Genomic DNA, 18,353 nt, shown 5'->3' with positions numbered 1-18,353 from the left:
ATTTCTATCCTCCTAAAATCTTTCTATATTTATCATATCTTTTTTTAAGAGTTTTTTCTATAGAAACAGAATAGCTTTTATCTAAAAAATTCAATATTTCATTTTTCAAATTATATATTTCTCCACCGTCTTCTCTTATTATCTTTTCTATAAAACCATCTTCCTTTAAGTCGTAGCTAGTCAACCTCATCAATTCAGCTGCCTCATCCTTTTTGCTGGGTTCCTTCCACAAAATACTGGAAAAACCTTCAGGTGATAGTATGGAATATACACTGTTTTCTAGCATCCATATCTCATCAGTGACACTCAAGGCTAAGGCCCCACCACTACCACCTTCGCCTATGATTATAGACAGGGTCGGTATCTTCAATGAAGAAAACCTACAGATACAATTAGCTATCGAGCTTGCCTGGCCTCTTTCTTCTGCCTCTATTCCACATCCAGCTCCCGGTGTATCAATTAGGGTTATCAGGGGAAGTTTGAATTTTTCAGCGTATTCAGCCAACCTCAAGACCTTTCTATAGCCTTCAGGATTTGGCATACCAAAATTCCTATCTTTCTGCTGGCCAATCACCATGACAGAGTAGCCACCCAGACTTCCAATACCACCAATGATGGTATCGTCATCTGCAAATAGCCTATCGCCATGCATCTCAACAAAGGGATCACACAGGTATTTTATATAGTCGTAGGCCTTCTTCCTCTGGGGATTTCTAGATGCCCTAACTATATCCATTGCCTTTGTCATCTTCTCACCCCCCTAGACTTATTTACATGAGCGTGTAAGCTTAGGATATTTCCTAGGGTATTTCTCATTTCTTCCCTAGGAACTATCATATCCAGTAGTCCGTGTTCCAAAAGAAACTCTGCACTCTGAAATCCTGGTGGCAGCTCTGTACCAGTCACCTGCCTGATGACCCTAGGTCCTGCAAAACCAATCAGGGCATTTTTCTCACCTATGATGATATCCCCCAGACTGGCAAAGCTGGCACTGACACCCCCTGTAGTTGGGTTTGTCATTACGGATATATAGAGGAGACCCTTCTCATTATGCTTTGAAATAGCCTGGGATGTCTTGGCCATCTGCATCAAGGAGAACATACCCTCCTGCATCCTAGCACCACCTGATGCCGAGAATATTAGTAGGGGCAATTTCTTTTTTATAGAAAGCTCAACTGTCTTGCTTATCTTTTCTCCTACAGTACTTCCCATACTACCCATTAGGTAATCAGTATCCATGACTGCAATAGCCAACTTGATATTCCTGATAGAGGCTATACCACACACAACCCCTTCATCAAGTTCAAGCTTCCTTCTAAGACTCATCTGTTTTTCCTTATATTTTGGAAACTTTAGTGGGTCTCTTATCTTTTTTTCTCTAAAGTATTCAATGAAACTATCTTCATCAACTACACTGGCTATTCTCTCTCTGGCAGTCATCTTGAAATACTTGCCACAGTGGGGACATAGTTTGTTTACATGGTCCATATCCTCTATAAAGAATAGAGATTCACACTTTGGGCACTTGATTACACAATCTGGTCCAATATCTACTTTTTTAACCGGCTTGTAGCTCTTGTGTTTAAAGTGTTCTAGTATCATCTATGCTCCTCTCCAAATATGATGTATCATGTTTATTTTCTATAAATACAGGGTCGTTTATCAGCTTCAGATTAAAGCCGACATTAGTCTTGACCCCGTCAATAACAAATTCTTCTAGGGCCCTGTTCATAATTCTAATTGCCTCGTCCCTGTCCTTACCATAAGATATGACCTTGGCTAGCATGGAATCATAGAAAGGCAAGACCTCATAACCCTGGTATATGGCACTGTCTACCCTGACTCCATATCCACCCGGCACATTTAGTCCCTCTATCTTACCGACACTAGGCAAGAAGTTGTTGTCAGAATCGTAGGCATTGACCCTACACTCCATGGCATGGCCCCTGATAAGTATGTCCTCCTGACTGTATGGCAGGCTCTCTTGACAGGCCACCAAGACCTGGTCCCTGACTATATCTATACCGGTAATCATCTCTGTAATTGGATGTTCTACCTGGATTCTAGTATTCATTTCCATGAAATAATATGACCCATCCTTGTCCAATAGGTACTCAATAGTTCCTACGCTTGTGTAGGAAACCGACTTGGCAGCCTTTATTGAAGTTTCATAGAGCTGGTCAAGTATATCTTGGTCTATGCCCTCTGGTGGGGCCTCCTCTATGACTTTTTGGTGGTTCATCTGTAGGGAACAATCTCTAGCCCCTAAATGAACTATATTTCCATGCTCATCGGCAATCAGCTGAACCTCTATATGACGTGGAGACCTTATATACTTTTCAATATATACGCCTGAATCACCAAAGGCATTTTCAGCCTCCTTTCTGGCAGAATCAAACTGGCGCTTGAGGTCACTCATGTCTTCTACCAACCTCATGCCCTTGCCTCCTCCACCTGACCTAGCCTTGATAATTACTGGTAGGCCTAGACTCTCTACAACTCTACTTGCCTCTTCAAGGCTTTTGACTACACCATCTGACCCCTCAATCACTGGTATGCCTGCATCCTTCATCATTTTTTTGGAAACTTCCTTGTCACCCATCATTGCCATAGCCCTACTAGTAGGTCCAATGAACTTTATATTGTAAATTTCACACATCCTTGCAAAACCAGGATTCTCTGACAAAAAACCAAAACCCGGATGTATGGCATCTGCACCAGTAACTATGGCTGCATTTATTATTTGTATCTTATTTAAATAACTGTCCTTTACACTGGCAGGACCTATGCAAATAGCCTCATCTGCTATAGTTGCATGAAGCGAATCCTTGTCTGCACTAGAAAAGACAGCTACACTCTTTATCCCCATATCTTTCAGGGTCCTAATTATCCTAACTGCTATTTCTCCCCTATTTGCTACTAGAACTTTTTTTATAGGTCTAAGCTTTTGTGAATTCTTGGCACTAGTAGCAAAAAAATCCCTATTATTTGTCCCAGTATACTCAACCTCTTTTATAGGTCTAGACATAAGCTTACCTCCAAACCCTATTTACTCTCCAAGTTCTTGACCTTGAATAAATCCTGACCAAACTCTATAATCTGACCATCCTCGACAAGAACCTCTAGAATCTCACACTTGTAAGGTGCTCTAATTTCATTCATCAGCTTCATTGACTCAATAATACAGACAACATCGTCTTTGTTAACAACCTTGCCTACTTCAACAAAGACATCATCATCCGGTGATGGCTTTGAGTAGAAGGTACCTATCATATTTGACTCTATTAAACCTATGTTGGGATCATCTCCAGGACCTATACCAGAATCCAGATTGTCAATAATACTTTGTCTATCAATATTATTTTTCCCAAAATTTATATTGCATTCTTTTTTGTACTCAGAAGTCACTATATTAGGTATACTATTTTGACTATCTAATATATTTTCCATATTATACTTGCCATTTCCCCCATATATTTCCAACTCTAATTTAGTGTCGGCCTGACTATAATTAAGCCTATTCAAGTTATAGTCTTGCATAAGGGTAGCCAAACCTCTTATAAATTTTATATCCATTATCACACCCCTTTTCAAATATATTTCGATATTCAAACTTTCTTTTTATAATTATAGAAGACTTGATTTCAAATGTCAAGATTTTATTTTGTATATCAAAGCTTTTTATTTCTTCCTATATTTCTACCCACATATGCATAATTTTTCAAAAGACATATAAAAATGTACGAATCACAATTAGAATTCACTCCGAATAGGTCTATGGTTGACTTATTGCTATTTTAAATTTATAAGTTTAAGTTTATTTTAAGATAAGATGACTATAATGTAAAAAAAGAAAAAAATTTAGGATAATTTTGGAAAGGAAGTATATTACATGAAGTTCAAAACATTAATTTTAATTATAATAGTTGCAATAGTATCATCCTTTGGTGGTGCTTTAGTCGCTTTAAAATTTGCCCAAAACAACGATTCGGCCGATTCTAAACAGACTGTCAAGACTAACTCAAACCATATAATATCGGATGGAAGCACCAAGTCGCAAAATGTCTATCAGGCAGTTGCACAAAAGGCTTCCCCTTCAGTTGTCGGTATTATCACTGAAACTCGTAAAACAACTGGACTTTTTGATGATACTGCTCAAACTGTACAGAGTTCTGGTACGGGCTTTGTAGTAGATAAAAAAGGATATATATTAACAAACTCTCACGTAGTATCTGATGGACAAACAAAAACTGTCAAAGTCTTGTTCAATAATGGAACTACTACTAATGGTCAAGTTGTTTGGAATGATCAAAATCTAGACTTAGCGGTAGTAAAAATCAACAAGTCTGACCTAGTGCCAGCAGAACTAGGTGATAGTGACAAGGTAACAGTTGGCGATATAGCAATTGCTATAGGTAATCCTCTAGGTACAGACCTTCGTAATTCTGTAACTCAAGGTATAATCAGTGGTCTAAACAGGGATGTATCAACACAATCAAGTAATATGTCTGGTTTATTACAGACAGATGCTAGTATCAACTCCGGAAACAGTGGTGGCCCACTACTTAATCAGGATGGCCAGGTAATTGGTATAAATACTGCCAAGGCCAATGCGGACAACCTAGGCTTCTCTATACCGATCAATACGGCCAAGGTTATTGTCAATAAAATAATAGAAGACAAAAACTATGCAAAACCTACCCTTGGTATATCTGGTTTTGATGTTAAGACTTACACAGCCTATACGGGTCATGAATTAGACATAGAGAATGGTATAATCATAAGGTCAGTAAGTCCTAACTCAGTAGCCTCAAAGGCTGGACTAAAACCTGGAGATATCATCACAAAAATAGGAAATACGGATATAAAAACTATGAGCGATCTAAGCAAGAAGCTATATTCATATTCATCAGGTTCCAAGGATACACTTACAGTCAATAGAGATGGCAAAAATATACAATTAGAAATAGGTTTCTAGGAATTTAACCCATAAACTAAAAGAGACACCAAAAGGTAATTTACCTAATTGGTGTCTTTTTAAATATCATTGATAGATAGAATTATATAAAGTTTTGAATTCTTCTATATGTCATTTATAATCCTATAGAATATGTGCTCAACATACATTTCAACCAAATTATACTGGTGGCCTACCAACTTACTAGCAGTCATTTCTTTTGCAACTTCTTTGAGTCTTTCATCCTTTATATTTTTTAATATCTCTAGGTTGGCTGGTTTTATCTTTGTCCTAGGTTTAGAAGCTTCATAATATTTCTTCCTCATCATGCTAAGATCTATCATATCACCATAGGCTTGTTTGAGGTCATCAGCCATTTTTAGCCCCTCTGGATCAAAGTCTCCAGCATAGTATACCTTGACATCCTTACTCAATTTATCCATAAAGGTCCATATAGACTTTCTCAACTTGCCATGAAAACAAACTATAGGAAGGCTGTTGAACATAGCACTGAGTATGTAAAATACACTGGCATTTTCCACCAATATCAAGGCATCCCCCAACTCTGGATATATCAGATCCATCTTTAGTATATGCTTGAGAGGTGCCTTCCAAGAGACGTTATTTCTACAAGAAGCCGACCACACAGAATTCACACCACCATCAGACCTAGCCATCATGTGACTGACAGTCAAAAAATGAAATATGTCATCTAAAAGAATTCCGTAATGCTCAAATACCTTGTCCCTATATTCCATATAGGACATTCCAGATGTCTTGTCTCCATAAGTTAGGGCCAGTATCTTGAATAACCAATCACCCATAACACTCCCCTCGTCAAACTCGTAAGGATTACCCGTAATCTCTGCAGCAAAAACTGCTAGATATATATAATTATCAAAGTTTACCCCATCATATTGGCCCTTCCTTTGATTTATCTTTTCTATTGCATTACCAAGGAAATATATATCTCCCAAAGATATTTCTTTATACTTATTTTCATAGTAAATCTTATCCATAATTTTATCTAATACATCTGGTCTTACAGCCGAAAGAAGCTGCCTAATTTCATCCCTGATAGTTTCCTTGATAGCTTCCTTAGATGGCCGGTTTCTATTGCCATCAACGGCCAGACTTATGCCTGTAACTTCCGAAGCTAAATAGGCCAAATCAAAATCTCCATATTTGGTATTCAGGTGGGCACTCTTTATCTTGGCAACACTAACATCATTCTTGGAGCCAAGATCTGCTACTGATTCACCAACAAAATCTGCTATCTTGGCCTTTTGTCTATCGGTATAGTCCTTGAGACTAATTCTACCTGTTAATCTGCCATATCTTTTGTACTTCATAATCAGGTCCTTGCACATCTTTCTGTATGCAGAAGAAGTTTTGTAATAGTTTATCGCACTTTTTTTACTAACTTTTCTACCCATGTCTACCTCCTATATTTAATCCTTATAGGTATATGATAACAGATATAAAAGTTGTTTTAAATGTGTTTTTATAAATTAATCAGGATTGCCCCCACGTATGTGGGTAGTACTTAAAAGTATTCATATCTTGTATGTTAAGCTGGGATCACCCCCACGTATGTGGGTAGTACTTCTATTATACCACATGAATTTAGATGAGTACAGGATTACCCCCACTTATGTGGGTAGTACCTGGTCATACTGACTACATTAATGCAGTAGCAGGGATCACCCCCACGTATGTGGGTAGTACACGCTATGGAGGTTATGCGTATATGGAGGAATAGGATCACCCCCACGTATGTGGGTAGTACAAGCAGTTATAGATAAGGAAACATGGCAGATAGGGATCACCCCCACGTATGTGGGTAGTACTCAAATTATAACAAGTTGTTTCCTTCCTACCAGGGATCACCCCCACGTATGTGGGTAGTACTATCCCCCCCTGAAATATTACTATTCTTCATCAGGATCACCCCCACGTATGTGGGTAGTACTGTTTTCACTTTTTTCACCACTTTTCATAATTGGGATCACCCCCACGTATGTGGGTAGTACAAGAAATATTTAATATAGGCTGGCAAGCAACTAGGATCACCCCCACGTATGTGGGTAGTACGTATTCCAGTGTTCTCCTAGGTTTGACTTGATGGGATCACCCCCACGTATGTGGGTAGTACTTTGACGATATTATCAACATGGTAGCTGATATGGGATCACCCCCACGTATGTGGGTAGTACTATAGATGTAAATTTATCAACTGTGTTGCCTAGGGATCACCCCCACGTATGTGGGTAGTACGATTTTATTAAATATGAAATCGCTCAAATACTGGGATCACCCCCACGTATGTGGGTAGTACTTTTAAACTTTTTTGCAAAAACGTCTACCCTTAGGATCACCCCCACGTATGTGGGTAGTACTAACCCAAAATACAGGGAAAAGCAAGGGAGGTAGGATCACCCCCACGTATGTGGGTAGTACTACATTATGTTTATCTATTTGGAAGCTAATCGAGGATCACCCCCACGTATGTGGGTAGTACTATAGGTCTCCCACTCAATCTGATTCCAATTTAGGATCACCCCCACGTATGTGGGTAGTACATTCATTGGAGTAAATTAATATGTGTCGCGACAGGATCACCCCCACGTATGTGGGTAGTACTGAAGAAGACAACGACACGGCAATTTATAGGTTAGGATCACCCCCACGTATGTGGGTAGTACATTTGTTTTTGGCTTAATTACTATCAATTGTTGGGATCACCCCCACGTATGTGGGTAGTACTAGACGTGTATGATTCTAGTAGCCGTGGCATCAGGATCACCCCCACGTATGTGGGTAGTACCTTGATGTACCTTTATTCACTAATGAAGATACAGGATCACCCCCACGTATGTGGGTAGTACAGTTTTTATATTATTTTTGTTTGTTTACTTGCAGGATCACCCCCACGTATGTGGGTAGTACATCTCTTATTACACCCCTGCTTACACACTTGTAGGATCACCCCCACGTATGTGGGTAGTACTTCACCTAGAAAAATATCTAGTGCTAGAGCATGGGATCACCCCCACGTATGTGGGTAGTACGGTAATTGCGACTTCAAAAGGTAATTAGTTAAGGGATCACCCCCACGTATGTGGGTAGTACCTAAGGTAGGCACTGCGGAGTTCTCAACGCTTGGGATCACCCCCACGTATGTGGGTAGTACATCAAGTGCAGCACTAGCACCCATATTTACTATGGATCACCCCCACGTATGTGGGTAGTACGGACAAATCATTGAGAGCAAAAGTATTTAGTGAGGATCACCCCCACGTATGTGGGTAGTACTGATAAAATTTGATTAGATGTTTTTTCGTCAAGGGATCACCCCCACGTATGTGGGTAGTACTTATTCCTACACTTGGCTTTTTCTGAATCTGTAGGATCACCCCCACGTATGTGGGTAGTACTGGCACTAAAAAATAAGGTGGTGTATATCAAGAACGTCAGGATCACCCCCACGTATGTGGGTAGTACAACCTCTACTCTATGATTACGATCAAATGCATAGGATCACCCCCACGTATGTGGGGAGTACGAAATTTATATTTGATAATCATGAAAAGTTAAGGGATCACCCCCACGTATGTGGGTAGTACGTGGGACGTCTGCTGAAGGGCTTAACAGGACTAGGATCACCCCCACGTATGTGGGTAGTACGTGCTGCACTTGATAAGATTAGTTCAGGATGTGGGATCACCCCCACGTATGTGGGTAGTACCCTTATTAGCTGTCTTTTGTGACTGCTTACTCAGGATCACCCCCACGTATGTGGGTAGTACAAGAATCACCTTTTAGAGTAGTATATACAGATAGGATCACCCCCACGTATGTGGGTAGTACGGATTTCTTATTTCTAAAATCCCACATATGTCAGGATCACCCCCACGTATGTGGGTAGTACATGTACTAGTTGGCCAGCCAAGTGCAGAAGATGGGATCACCCCCACGTATGTGGGTAGTACAGATTAATCACTATCACCTTGTAAAAACTAAGGGGATCACCCCCACGTATGTGGGTAGTACTCAACTTTAAATTTGTGCTAGCTCCAGATTCAGGGATCACCCCCACGTATGTGGGTAGTACTAAATGAAAGAGGAAAGAATCATTAAAGTGTTGGGATCACCCCCACGTATGTGGGTAGTACGGATTTCTTATTTCTAAAATCCCACATATGTCAGGATCACCCCCACGTATGTGGGTAGTACGCTGTGTCGCCCTTGAGTAGCCCCCTAGGTATAGGATCACCCCCACGTATGTGGGTAGTACGTAAAAAAACGTGCAATAGGGTTATTGCTCAAAGGATCACCCCCACGTATGTGGGTAGTACTCATATTTTAGGGTGACAAATGGTCACATTTTAGGATCACCCCCACGTATGTGGGTAGTACTACATATTGTGATTGACCATTTTCTCCCTTTAAGGATCACCCCCACGTATGTGGGTAGTACCTCTTGCCTGTTCTGCGTTGACTATTCCAAGAAGGATCACCCCCACGTATGTGGGTAGTACTTATAGCTTATGACCCTAGCTGTTACATCTACAGGATCACCCCCACGTATGTGGGTAGTACTTAGCTTTTCTGCTTCTACTCTTGCCTGTTCTGCGGGATCACCCCCACGTATGTGGGTAGTACAACTATGGCTGCTAAAGTAATAGACAAGAATAAGGATCACCCCCACGTATGTGGGTAGTACTTACATTTTTTTCACTGGTCATTTGTCCAGACAGGATCACCCCCACGTATGTGGGTAGTACTAGCTCGTAGGTTGTTGAGTCTTTATAGCGATAGGATCACCCCCACGTATGTGGGTAGTACCAAAAGGCACTTAAGAGCGAGCTGCCGGACGTAGGATCACCCCCACGTATGTGGGTAGTACGAACAAGAAAAGCTATAGATTCTTCTTTTAATAGGATCACCCCCACGTATGTGGGTAGTACACTAAAAGATCCCAGTAAAATGCCTATTTCACATTCACTAATCGCAGAAATTTATTCACTTTCTTCGACAACATATGAATCCCATCCGTTAACGAAACCAGATCCTCAACATCAACATTGTCAACATCATACTCTTTCAGAACCACTTCCAAATCGTATGACTTGATAAAAATATTATCCTTTTTCACCAGATTTTTCAAATCGTACAGTTTAGATTGATATATATCATATCCATACCTTTTCAATTCTTTATGCAAAATTTCAAACTCTTCATTTAACCCATAACTAACTATCGAAAATCCCCGCATAAATTCTATCATCTCTTTAATAGCTACTGAAAATTCTACCGTCTTATCTACACTATCATTTCTACAAATAATTTCATCTATAACATATTCATCATATGCATACGATAGTCTAACATAAAATCGTTCTTCTCCCAGCTCCGTCTTTTTAAAACAACTTATCTCACTTATTTTTTGGGAGTCTGGTTCCAATAAAATATGTAATATTATGTAATTATCCTTTTTGCTTTCTCCCGCAATTTCACCGCCTTTATTACCAGCATTGCCAGAAAACTTTTTTGACTTTCTCCTTTTTGCCGCATCACTATAACCGTGTTTCAAATCCAATTTACTATCACCCGAGTTAGCTAATAAGACTAATGGAATACCATCCAATTCTACCACTTTCCTTTGTGCATTAACGGTATTAAAGCTATATCCAATTTCATTTCTATATGAGTAGCTTATAGTAGCTTCACCACCATCTATACTGTCAAGAACCCTATTCCACAACTGTTCTCTAACCTTTGTATTAAAATTACCAACATATACACCTGTAGCTATCTCTTGCATCCATTTAGTCAAATCACCTCTCAGCGATTTTGGAACATTTTTAACTGTTATTACTGTAAATGGCATACTAATCTCTCTCCTTATAACTTATGCCATGTTCAACATGCTGTTCCTTTTCATCCCATAAATTCAATGTTTCCACATAAATTATATCCTCTTCTCCCACATCTAATAAATACTGTAAATCTCTAACAATTTTAACCATCAACTTACCATCTACAAACTCATCTCTTACCCTAAGTCTTGTAATCTTTCCAATCTCGTCTTCCTTGCCATACTTAGATGCAATCTCAAAAGCAATCGGTATGGTTATATCTGTCTTATACAGGTCTGCTATATCGTATACAAATGATAAGATGAAACGTCTTCTCCTGGAAATCTCATTTGATACATCTTTCTAGCTACATTTAGCCTTGTCCTTGTATTTGTAACCAGTTTCGCCTGTCTTTCCAAAAACTTTGTCGAATGGGCTAAGGCTCTTCCATGAGCATAATTTCTTACACCTCTTTCGCCTACCCAGACGACACTAGTACCTGTATCCCCCAGTAATTCCATCGCTCTATGACTAACATCCGTTCCTGGGCCCAACATCAACACACCTAACATTGCAATTGGTATTGTAACTACACCCCTGCTATCGTATACACTGATAGAACTATCCGTCCTATTGACTTTGGCATGCTCAATGTATATAAAACTTACCCTATCACCTATCCTGGGAAGTTCATTCAGTTCTGTTTTCTTTGCACCACTTTGCTCTTTCATATCACTACAACATTGGTATTACCGTCATTAACCCAAAACCATAGGCACGCTTTTTGCCCATACCTTTAGTAAGTACCTCTTTAAATAAATCTATATTCTCAACAGTCAATATCCCTTCATATACAGCCTTTACCAATCTTATTTTCTTTTGACCCGACTTATAAAAATTTTCATATCCCCTTTCAACAATATAGAATTCCTTATCATCCAATTTAAAACCATTCTTAATAGATCTATCAAGCAAATACTTTTTTTGATGTTCAATAGTCACATGTGGTTTAATCAAACTTTTATTGCCGCTACCTTTAGATAGGGATATTATAGGGTTTAGAGTTATCCTAAACCTGTAGCTCTCACCATTTTTTATAGCATTTAGAAAATTATCATATGACTTACTAGCTGCAGTCCCCTCTACTCCATACCTTTCCAAACAAGCCAAGTCTGGTTTATCTTGGCTGACTACAAGTAAGTACATTTTTCCATTTAGCTTATCAATTCTCCACAACTTTCTTGTTCTACTTTCTAAATTTTTTTCATCTGGAAAACTGTCTTCAACCCAACTATGATAGGCTGCAACATGAGACATATTTTTAATTTTTCTTCGATTTTCTATATCAATTTCGACTCTTGAAATATACATCTCAACCTCCTACACTCTGTCAAAAATATCGTGTTGGCTATCATCAGATATAAATTCTTCATTTTCAACATAAACCCATGCCCTGGATTCATACCTAAAGCCAAATCTTCTATCTTTTTGAGAAAATGATATTGCTCTATCCTTTCTCAAAACACCATCTACATCCTCTAATAAATCGCCATCTGCATACAGTTCTAAGCCTACACTTTGATCTTTCTTATGTTTCTTTTTGTACCAGGCAGATGCTTGCCATTCCAAAGATTTCAAACTGTCTACTGCACTCTTATCCGTTACATCTAAAATAAAGTCATATGGAAGTGGTAAGGCCCTTCTTCCCATATATGTTTGGAAATATGGGTTTTTTAAGGCTAACAATATTTCATCAATAAATTTTTCATCACTATGCGATATAGCCACTGTAAATACAGCATCTTCAAGATAATACCTATTTGTAACATAAGTTCTTTCAAAATCACCATTTTTTTTATTTTTTCTAGCTATATGATAGTCTCTCATTAAATTACCATTCTGATCTACTCTGACAGCAAAATCCAATTTATTCAATTTATTTAAGTTAGAAATATCATCCCTTCTATATCCGCTTGATGCAGATATCAAACCTATGACTGCACTCTTTGATGGATAAAAATCAGTATGTCGAGTCTCAAAGTTAGAACCTGTTCCCCATGACTGCAACGGACCACAGAATTTCATAACTATAGTCTTCATAACTAGTCACCTTCTACCATTCCACTAATTTTTTCTGCAAGTATACCTTCTAAATTATTTTTTAAATCTTCTAGAGAATCCATCTCATTGGCACAATTTTTCAAACTCTCTACTTCTTCCATTGATACGTATGCAGAATATAATGGCTTTTTAACAAATTTTTCTGCTTTTATCAATTCATTAGACAGTTTTTCTATAGATTTTTTCACAAAACCCTCATAAGATCTTACAGGTTCTTCAAAAGCACCTACTGCGTTAATTGGCCTATCTTCTCTTAAGAATATTATTACAGCATCTGGAATAGTTTGATTTGCGAACGTATTTATCTTACCTGTAGGTAAAGAGTTTGAAAATGCTTCTATAAATAATTTTATTGTATTTATAGTAGACTGTATATCACCAAGCTGCCTAGATAATTCGTGTATTGCAATATTGGCATACCTATACATTGTAGATGAATTATACTCTATATTACCTAGCATTCCTGCTCCAGGATTGTCTTTTGCGGATAAGTCATCTACAGCTGTGTAAAAATCAAATTCATTTTGTACTGCGTGTGTGGATATTGCATGTGCAACCTGGCAAGATGCATCCTCATTCAATGATGGATCATCAGCAACCATTCTACCAAATAGAGCAATGTCTACACTCGGATTGCTATTTATAATCTCTTTTAACTCATTCTTGTCACTCACACCTTCGATAGACGCTTGTGCTAACCTATTCGCTTGTTCATCTCCTAAGAAGAATAGTGCTTTGACCTTATGTTCCTTAGTTGTTTTTATTCCAGCTAAATTCAGTGTAGTTTCAGCCATCTTTACTGCATCTTCAGCACCTATAGTATTATCCTTTTCGATAATCTTACTAGCCACATAATCTACTATACTTAGAGTACGAAGGCCTACATTTGACTCTTCTCCATTTTCATTAAAATATCCCCTAATTGCCCTTTTCCATGATTGAGAACTAACTCTAGCTCTTCTTACGCCACCATACTGAGCTGTTTTTGGGCTACCTGTATCATCACGATTTATATTGGATGGTGGTAGTGTCTGAATTGCATGTACATCTAAATATAATCTATTTTTATTTATCATTTTAAATTTTCTCCTTTACAAATATATTATCTTCTGAAATATTCTCTCGACCAAGAAAGCCTTATTCTATCTTCATAGCCTCTTGAAAACCAATATATATCTTCTGCTAATTTTGGGAAGTCTATATATGTTTTGGGATACTTTGCCTTTAATATTTTTATCATATGCCTTAGGTGATTTACTAATTCGTCAACAGTAGTTGATGTAATAGTCGCATTAAATCTCCTATCTACAGATGGGCTTTCACTGGCTCTTAAAACTTTAAGAGAATATCCTATATTTCTAAATTTAATGTCTTCATCTACGGACATAGTCACATCAGAATTCCCCTGCATATACAGTGCATATAACTGGAGTGTTAATAGTATTGCATTTTCTTCCTTGGTAATATATTTCCCATTACCTAGAAATTCCTCAGGGAGATTTTCAAAGAGTATAGGCCATAGTTCAGTAGATTTTTCTAGATTTTTGCCTATGGAATTTCTAAATTTTGCCAAAGTAGATTTACCAACAGGTGTTTCTGTTAAAGCATTTAACTTAAATACCATCTTGCTTGTAACAGAAAAAACACTAGTCTTCTCCATTATTCATCGCCTCCTTAGTACTAACTAATTCTTTATTTAATAAAAATATAAATTTATTATATGCAGTAGCAATATTTTTTACCTTTTCATCCACCACTATCCCCTTAAAGTCCCTGTCACCAGCAGACTCTAGTATTTCATCTGCCATTTGTATTACTAGAATTTTTAATTTTTTATTCCATTCCAATATCTTTGCATCTTTTTTGTCATCGTATTTTATGCTGGACAGCCATAGTCTAAATGAAGAATCTATCCTATAGTACATGTCTTCTACCTTTGATTCAACAAATGAAGATGTGTTAATATTTCTTATCGATTTTATATCTTCAATATATTTTTTATACACAAAACCAACTATCTTTTTAGTAATTTCAACAGATTGATTTATCCTCTCTGCCCAATTTTCATCAGTCAATACAGACTCATTGATATCTATAATGTCCAATATCTCATCTGTCGGTACCCATGATGTTGCATTTCCATCATCTTGCATGCTTACAGAACATATTTTTATTTTCCTGTCCTTCAGACCATCTACCTCAAACTGATCAGATATGGTATTAATCCATTCAATAACACCTGGCTTTCTGCATTCATCCTTGTGAACTTGTGAATATCCAAGTCCTGTTATTAGTCCAAATGATCTCCATATTGCCTTATTTGCCTGATGTTTTCTTGGGGTGAAAGTACCCTTGTTATCACCAGTCTTATTATATTGCCATATTGTCATTGACTCTAAAAATTTGTTTTGATGCTTCACATCAGGTAATTTTACAATCCCGAAGCTAAATGGTTCTTTAATATCAAGGTTTGCTTCCATAAAAATAGCCCTACTCCAAGTTGTCAACAAAGATGCACTTGTATCCACCTTATCACTACTTGTATTCAAGTTACGATTTAAATATTCTTCACTTGATATTTCCCAAGATGGAAGCTGTATCTTTTCAAGGTTTTTCTCCTCCTTATTGACTAAAACTGTATTTAAAATCAGTGTCTCAAATAAGTTTTCTCCCCTGATGTATATACCTCCGATATCGAACAGCCAACCCTTAGAAGATTTGTACTTATCTTTCCCAAAAGCCACCTTGTCATCCAGACCAGTATATCCTTGGTATGTAATCAACCATCTAGCAACTTCAGAATCTGTTAAAATTTCCTTATTTTTGCCATCATCATATTTTGGAGAAAACAAGGCCACTTTATTATTGCTTTCAGATATTCTACGGTTTATTTTTTTTCCAGAAATATCACTAGGAGCAGTTTTATTAAGCTTGCTAGAAACGACATCATTCTTCGTCACCTGGAAAAAAGGATATTCTTCGTCATACAAGAAAAATCTGTCTCTCCACTTTTCAAGATAATCCTTAACAACTTCAGGAAACTTTTTATCTTCCCATAAACTAATCCAAGTGTCATACAAGTCATCTTCATAATCCTCTAAATCACTACTATCAATATTTTCCCTAGGCCTATAACGCTCATCTAAATCAAAATACTCATAGGCTTCCCCTTCAGCATCAAATCTAGAAAATACCGTATGAATAACTGCCAATAACACCCTCATAACAGCAAAATCTTGAGTTTTTGTGTCTCCACCGAAGTCTAAATACTCATGTGCATGTTCAAAAAATTCAAGCATTGACACTTCGTTAGTATTGCCTTTTTTATCAACTACAACAGATATCCATGGTTCATCTAACAAATTATACCTTCCCACACAATCACATCCTTTCTGTATCTATCATTCTTATACCATACTTGTCATCGTACTCAAATACCCTTCCAGATAATTCAAATTGATTATTTTCATTTAGAATGATTCCCAAAGATCCCTTTAGCCAACTAATTCTTCTCCACGCACTCAAGTACTTGTTATTGTATTTTTCCAATTCATCAATGACCTTATCAATCATATAATTTGCACTAAAAAACCTTGGCAACTTTATAGTATTTCTAGCTAGCTTCCTTGCAATTTCAGGCTCATCTATCAGACTGGATATATCCATATTTTCTCCGTAAATTGAATACCCTTCCTCATATTTCTGAACAAGTATAACTTCAATCGTCTCATCACTGTCTCTAACCTGGGCACAGGCCCTTTCATCACTGTGATTAGAATCCACATTGGAATTTTGTAACCATCCTATTAGGCCTACATTCTTTCTCCTGCTTTTTTCTTTCCTCTTACTTTTTTCCTTCCTCTTATTATTAGGATCACCTATTCTAAAAGTTCTTGCCCTCACTTCCTTATCTTCTCTCTTATTAATATCATCCTTCTTATATGCTGTATATAATGTTCTGAGTTCTTCACTCAATTCTATTTCTTTATCACTGTAGACACTCTGAACCATACTAGATATATCTCCTGGAATAGCAATAAATTCTTTTTTATCGATAAAATATTGAGTCCTCATAAGTAAGTATTCTCCATAAACATGTCTTGTTCCATCTTCAAAATCATAATCACTATTTTTGCCTAATATATATAATGCTGGTTCTCTGTGTTTTTTCGGTCTAATTACACTTTGCTTGCTAGTTGTATGCCTATGCAACCTGCCCAAACGCTGTATCAATAAATCTATAGGGGCCAGGTCACTAATCAAGACATCAAAATCTATATCTAAAGATTGCTCAATCACCTGTGTTCCTATTATTATCTTTCTCTTTGGCCTCATAACACCCTTACCTATCATGTTAAGAAGTTCTTTTTCTTTTTTAACACGCTCAGTTGCTATAAAGGCTGAATGCAGAAGCAATACCCTTTCATCTCCAAAATATTCTGAGAGTTTTTCTGCAAATTCCTGTCCCCTTTTCACAGTATTGACTATTATACCTACGACTCCACCGTCATCCAATAAGTCTTCTAGCCTTTCAATCAGGTCATCTTCATCCAAAGAATAAATCTTTATATACTTGTCATCAATTTTTTCAAATTTATCTTCCATATATAAATTATTCCCATTAGTGTATGTTATTAGGGGATATGCCTTCGTTTTTAATTTTTTAATGTACTCATTTTTTATTTCTTTTGTGTTTTTACTGTACCTTCCCTCTAAGTAGCTAAGGACTAACTCTGTTCTCTTATCTGCTGGGAGTGTCGCTGACAATAATACTACCGGTACACCATAAGCCCCCATCCACTTGACAGACTGATTTAAATATTGGCTCATATATGTATCATAGGCATGAACTTCATCAATTATCACAACTTTTTTACTAAAACCCAAATGCCTCAAAAATAAGTGCTTTTGTTTTAATGACAATAGTAAAAACTGGTCCACTGTTCCCACTACAAAATCATCCAATGAAGTAGTTTTTCTACCAGAAAACCATTGATTCACGATTACATTATTCTCATTGACATTTTCATCACTGTCTATACCTACTCCACTAGCTACACTATTAAAAATATCATTTAAACATGCCTTTCCATGTGACAACCTAATTTGTACCTTATCACCGGAGTTATTACTAAGACTGTTAAGCCAGCTAACTATTCTAGGAAAAATCCCATCTGATGTTGCTTGCGTTGGTAATCCGAAAAATAAGCCACTTCTTCCTGTTGATGCTGCCAGCTGTTCAGCCGCAATCAGTGATGCTTCTGTTTTTCCTATTCCCATCGGAGCCTCTAGTATGACTATTCCTGGTTCATCTAAATCAGATATTAGCTTTGATAATTTTCCTTGAACATCCCTAGGTTCAAATCCAAATCTATTTTTATACAAGTCTACATAGTTTCTAATTCTTTGCGGAC

General features: G+C 37.4%; 15 protein-coding genes and 1 CRISPR repeat array. Of the genes, 1 reads left to right on the top strand and 14 read right to left on the bottom strand.

Annotated elements, in window-relative coordinates:
* Positions 1 to 4: 4 nt before the first annotated feature.
* The 4 genes from HMPREF1639_RS08825 to HMPREF1639_RS08810 are packed head-to-tail and all read right to left on the bottom strand — an operon-like array spanning position 5 to position 3,576.
* Positions 5 to 748: an acetyl-CoA carboxylase carboxyltransferase subunit alpha gene (locus HMPREF1639_RS08825; protein WP_036765735.1), complete on the bottom strand. Its 744-nt coding sequence runs from the start codon at positions 746 to 748 to the stop codon at positions 5 to 7.
* Positions 745 to 1,602: an acetyl-CoA carboxylase, carboxyltransferase subunit beta gene (gene accD / locus HMPREF1639_RS08820; RefSeq protein ID WP_036765734.1), complete on the bottom strand. Its 858-nt coding sequence runs from the start codon at positions 1,600 to 1,602 to the stop codon at positions 745 to 747. Before accD ends, HMPREF1639_RS08825 begins: the two co-directional genes overlap by 4 nt.
* Positions 1,583 to 3,028 carry an acetyl-CoA carboxylase biotin carboxylase subunit gene (accC, locus tag HMPREF1639_RS08815; protein ID WP_084572508.1) on the bottom strand — a complete coding sequence of 482 codons (1,446 nt, stop codon included), beginning with the start codon at positions 3,026 to 3,028 and terminating at the stop codon, positions 1,583 to 1,585. Before accC ends, accD begins: the two co-directional genes overlap by 20 nt.
* A gap of 17 nt (positions 3,029 to 3,045) precedes the next feature.
* A complete protein-coding gene (locus HMPREF1639_RS08810) occupies positions 3,046 to 3,576 on the bottom strand; it encodes a biotin/lipoyl-containing protein (protein WP_036765732.1) in 531 nt (176 codons plus the stop codon).
* A 316-nt stretch (positions 3,577 to 3,892) separates the two neighbouring features.
* Between HMPREF1639_RS08810 and htrA the strand changes: the two genes are divergently transcribed.
* Positions 3,893 to 4,978 carry a serine protease HtrA gene (gene htrA, locus HMPREF1639_RS08805; protein WP_036765730.1) on the top strand — a complete coding sequence of 362 codons (1,086 nt, stop codon included), beginning with the start codon at positions 3,893 to 3,895 and terminating at the stop codon, positions 4,976 to 4,978.
* A gap of 104 nt (positions 4,979 to 5,082) precedes the next feature.
* Here htrA and HMPREF1639_RS08800 read toward each other — a convergent pair whose 3' ends face one another.
* The 10 genes from HMPREF1639_RS08800 to cas3 form a co-directional block, all read right to left on the bottom strand.
* On the bottom strand, positions 5,083 to 6,393 hold the full coding sequence (locus HMPREF1639_RS08800) for a DUF2399 domain-containing protein (protein ID WP_036765728.1): 1,311 nt from the start codon (positions 6,391 to 6,393) through the stop codon (positions 5,083 to 5,085).
* A gap of 82 nt (positions 6,394 to 6,475) precedes the next feature.
* Positions 6,476 to 9,927: direct repeats of the CRISPR family, unit length 28 nt; unit sequence GGATCACCCCCACGTATGTGGGTAGTAC.
* A gap of 23 nt (positions 9,928 to 9,950) precedes the next feature.
* Entirely contained in the window at positions 9,951 to 10,850 is a 900-nt protein-coding gene (gene cas2e / locus HMPREF1639_RS08795) for a type I-E CRISPR-associated endoribonuclease Cas2e (RefSeq protein ID WP_036765725.1), read from the bottom strand.
* Between the two features lies 1 nt (position 10,851).
* On the bottom strand, positions 10,852 to 10,989 hold the full coding sequence (locus tag HMPREF1639_RS09625) for a hypothetical protein (protein WP_330371716.1): 138 nt from the start codon (positions 10,987 to 10,989) through the stop codon (positions 10,852 to 10,854).
* A gap of 128 nt (positions 10,990 to 11,117) precedes the next feature.
* Positions 11,118 to 11,549, bottom strand: coding sequence for a CRISPR-associated endonuclease Cas1 (locus HMPREF1639_RS09620; RefSeq protein WP_330371715.1), 432 nt, complete (start codon positions 11,547 to 11,549; stop codon positions 11,118 to 11,120).
* Between the two features lie 4 nt (positions 11,550 to 11,553).
* Positions 11,554 to 12,189, bottom strand: a complete 636-nt coding sequence (cas6e, locus tag HMPREF1639_RS08785; protein WP_036765722.1) for a type I-E CRISPR-associated protein Cas6/Cse3/CasE — start codon at positions 12,187 to 12,189, stop codon at positions 11,554 to 11,556.
* Positions 12,190 to 12,198: 9 nt separating this feature from the next.
* Positions 12,199 to 12,918 carry a type I-E CRISPR-associated protein Cas5/CasD gene (cas5e, locus tag HMPREF1639_RS08780; RefSeq protein ID WP_036765720.1) on the bottom strand — a complete coding sequence of 240 codons (720 nt, stop codon included), beginning with the start codon at positions 12,916 to 12,918 and terminating at the stop codon, positions 12,199 to 12,201.
* A gap of 2 nt (positions 12,919 to 12,920) precedes the next feature.
* Positions 12,921 to 14,015, bottom strand: a complete 1,095-nt coding sequence (gene cas7e / locus HMPREF1639_RS08775) for a type I-E CRISPR-associated protein Cas7/Cse4/CasC (RefSeq protein WP_036765718.1) — start codon at positions 14,013 to 14,015, stop codon at positions 12,921 to 12,923.
* 26 nt (positions 14,016 to 14,041) lie between these two features.
* Positions 14,042 to 14,599, bottom strand: a complete 558-nt coding sequence (casB, locus tag HMPREF1639_RS08770; RefSeq protein ID WP_036765716.1) for a type I-E CRISPR-associated protein Cse2/CasB — start codon at positions 14,597 to 14,599, stop codon at positions 14,042 to 14,044.
* Entirely contained in the window at positions 14,586 to 16,316 is a 1,731-nt protein-coding gene (locus HMPREF1639_RS08765; protein ID WP_036765713.1) for a type I-E CRISPR-associated protein Cse1/CasA, read from the bottom strand. Before HMPREF1639_RS08765 ends, casB begins: the two co-directional genes overlap by 14 nt.
* A 4-nt stretch (positions 16,317 to 16,320) precedes the next feature.
* On the bottom strand, positions 16,321 to 18,353 hold a 2,033-nt coding region (gene cas3, locus HMPREF1639_RS08760; protein ID WP_036765710.1), incomplete at its 5' end, for a CRISPR-associated helicase Cas3'.

The organism is Peptostreptococcus sp. MV1 (assembly GCF_000758885.1).
Classification (GTDB): domain Bacteria; phylum Bacillota; class Clostridia; order Peptostreptococcales; family Peptostreptococcaceae; genus Peptostreptococcus.
Note: the sequence above shows the minus strand (reverse complement) of the source record. Positions and strands in the feature narration are given on the sequence as shown.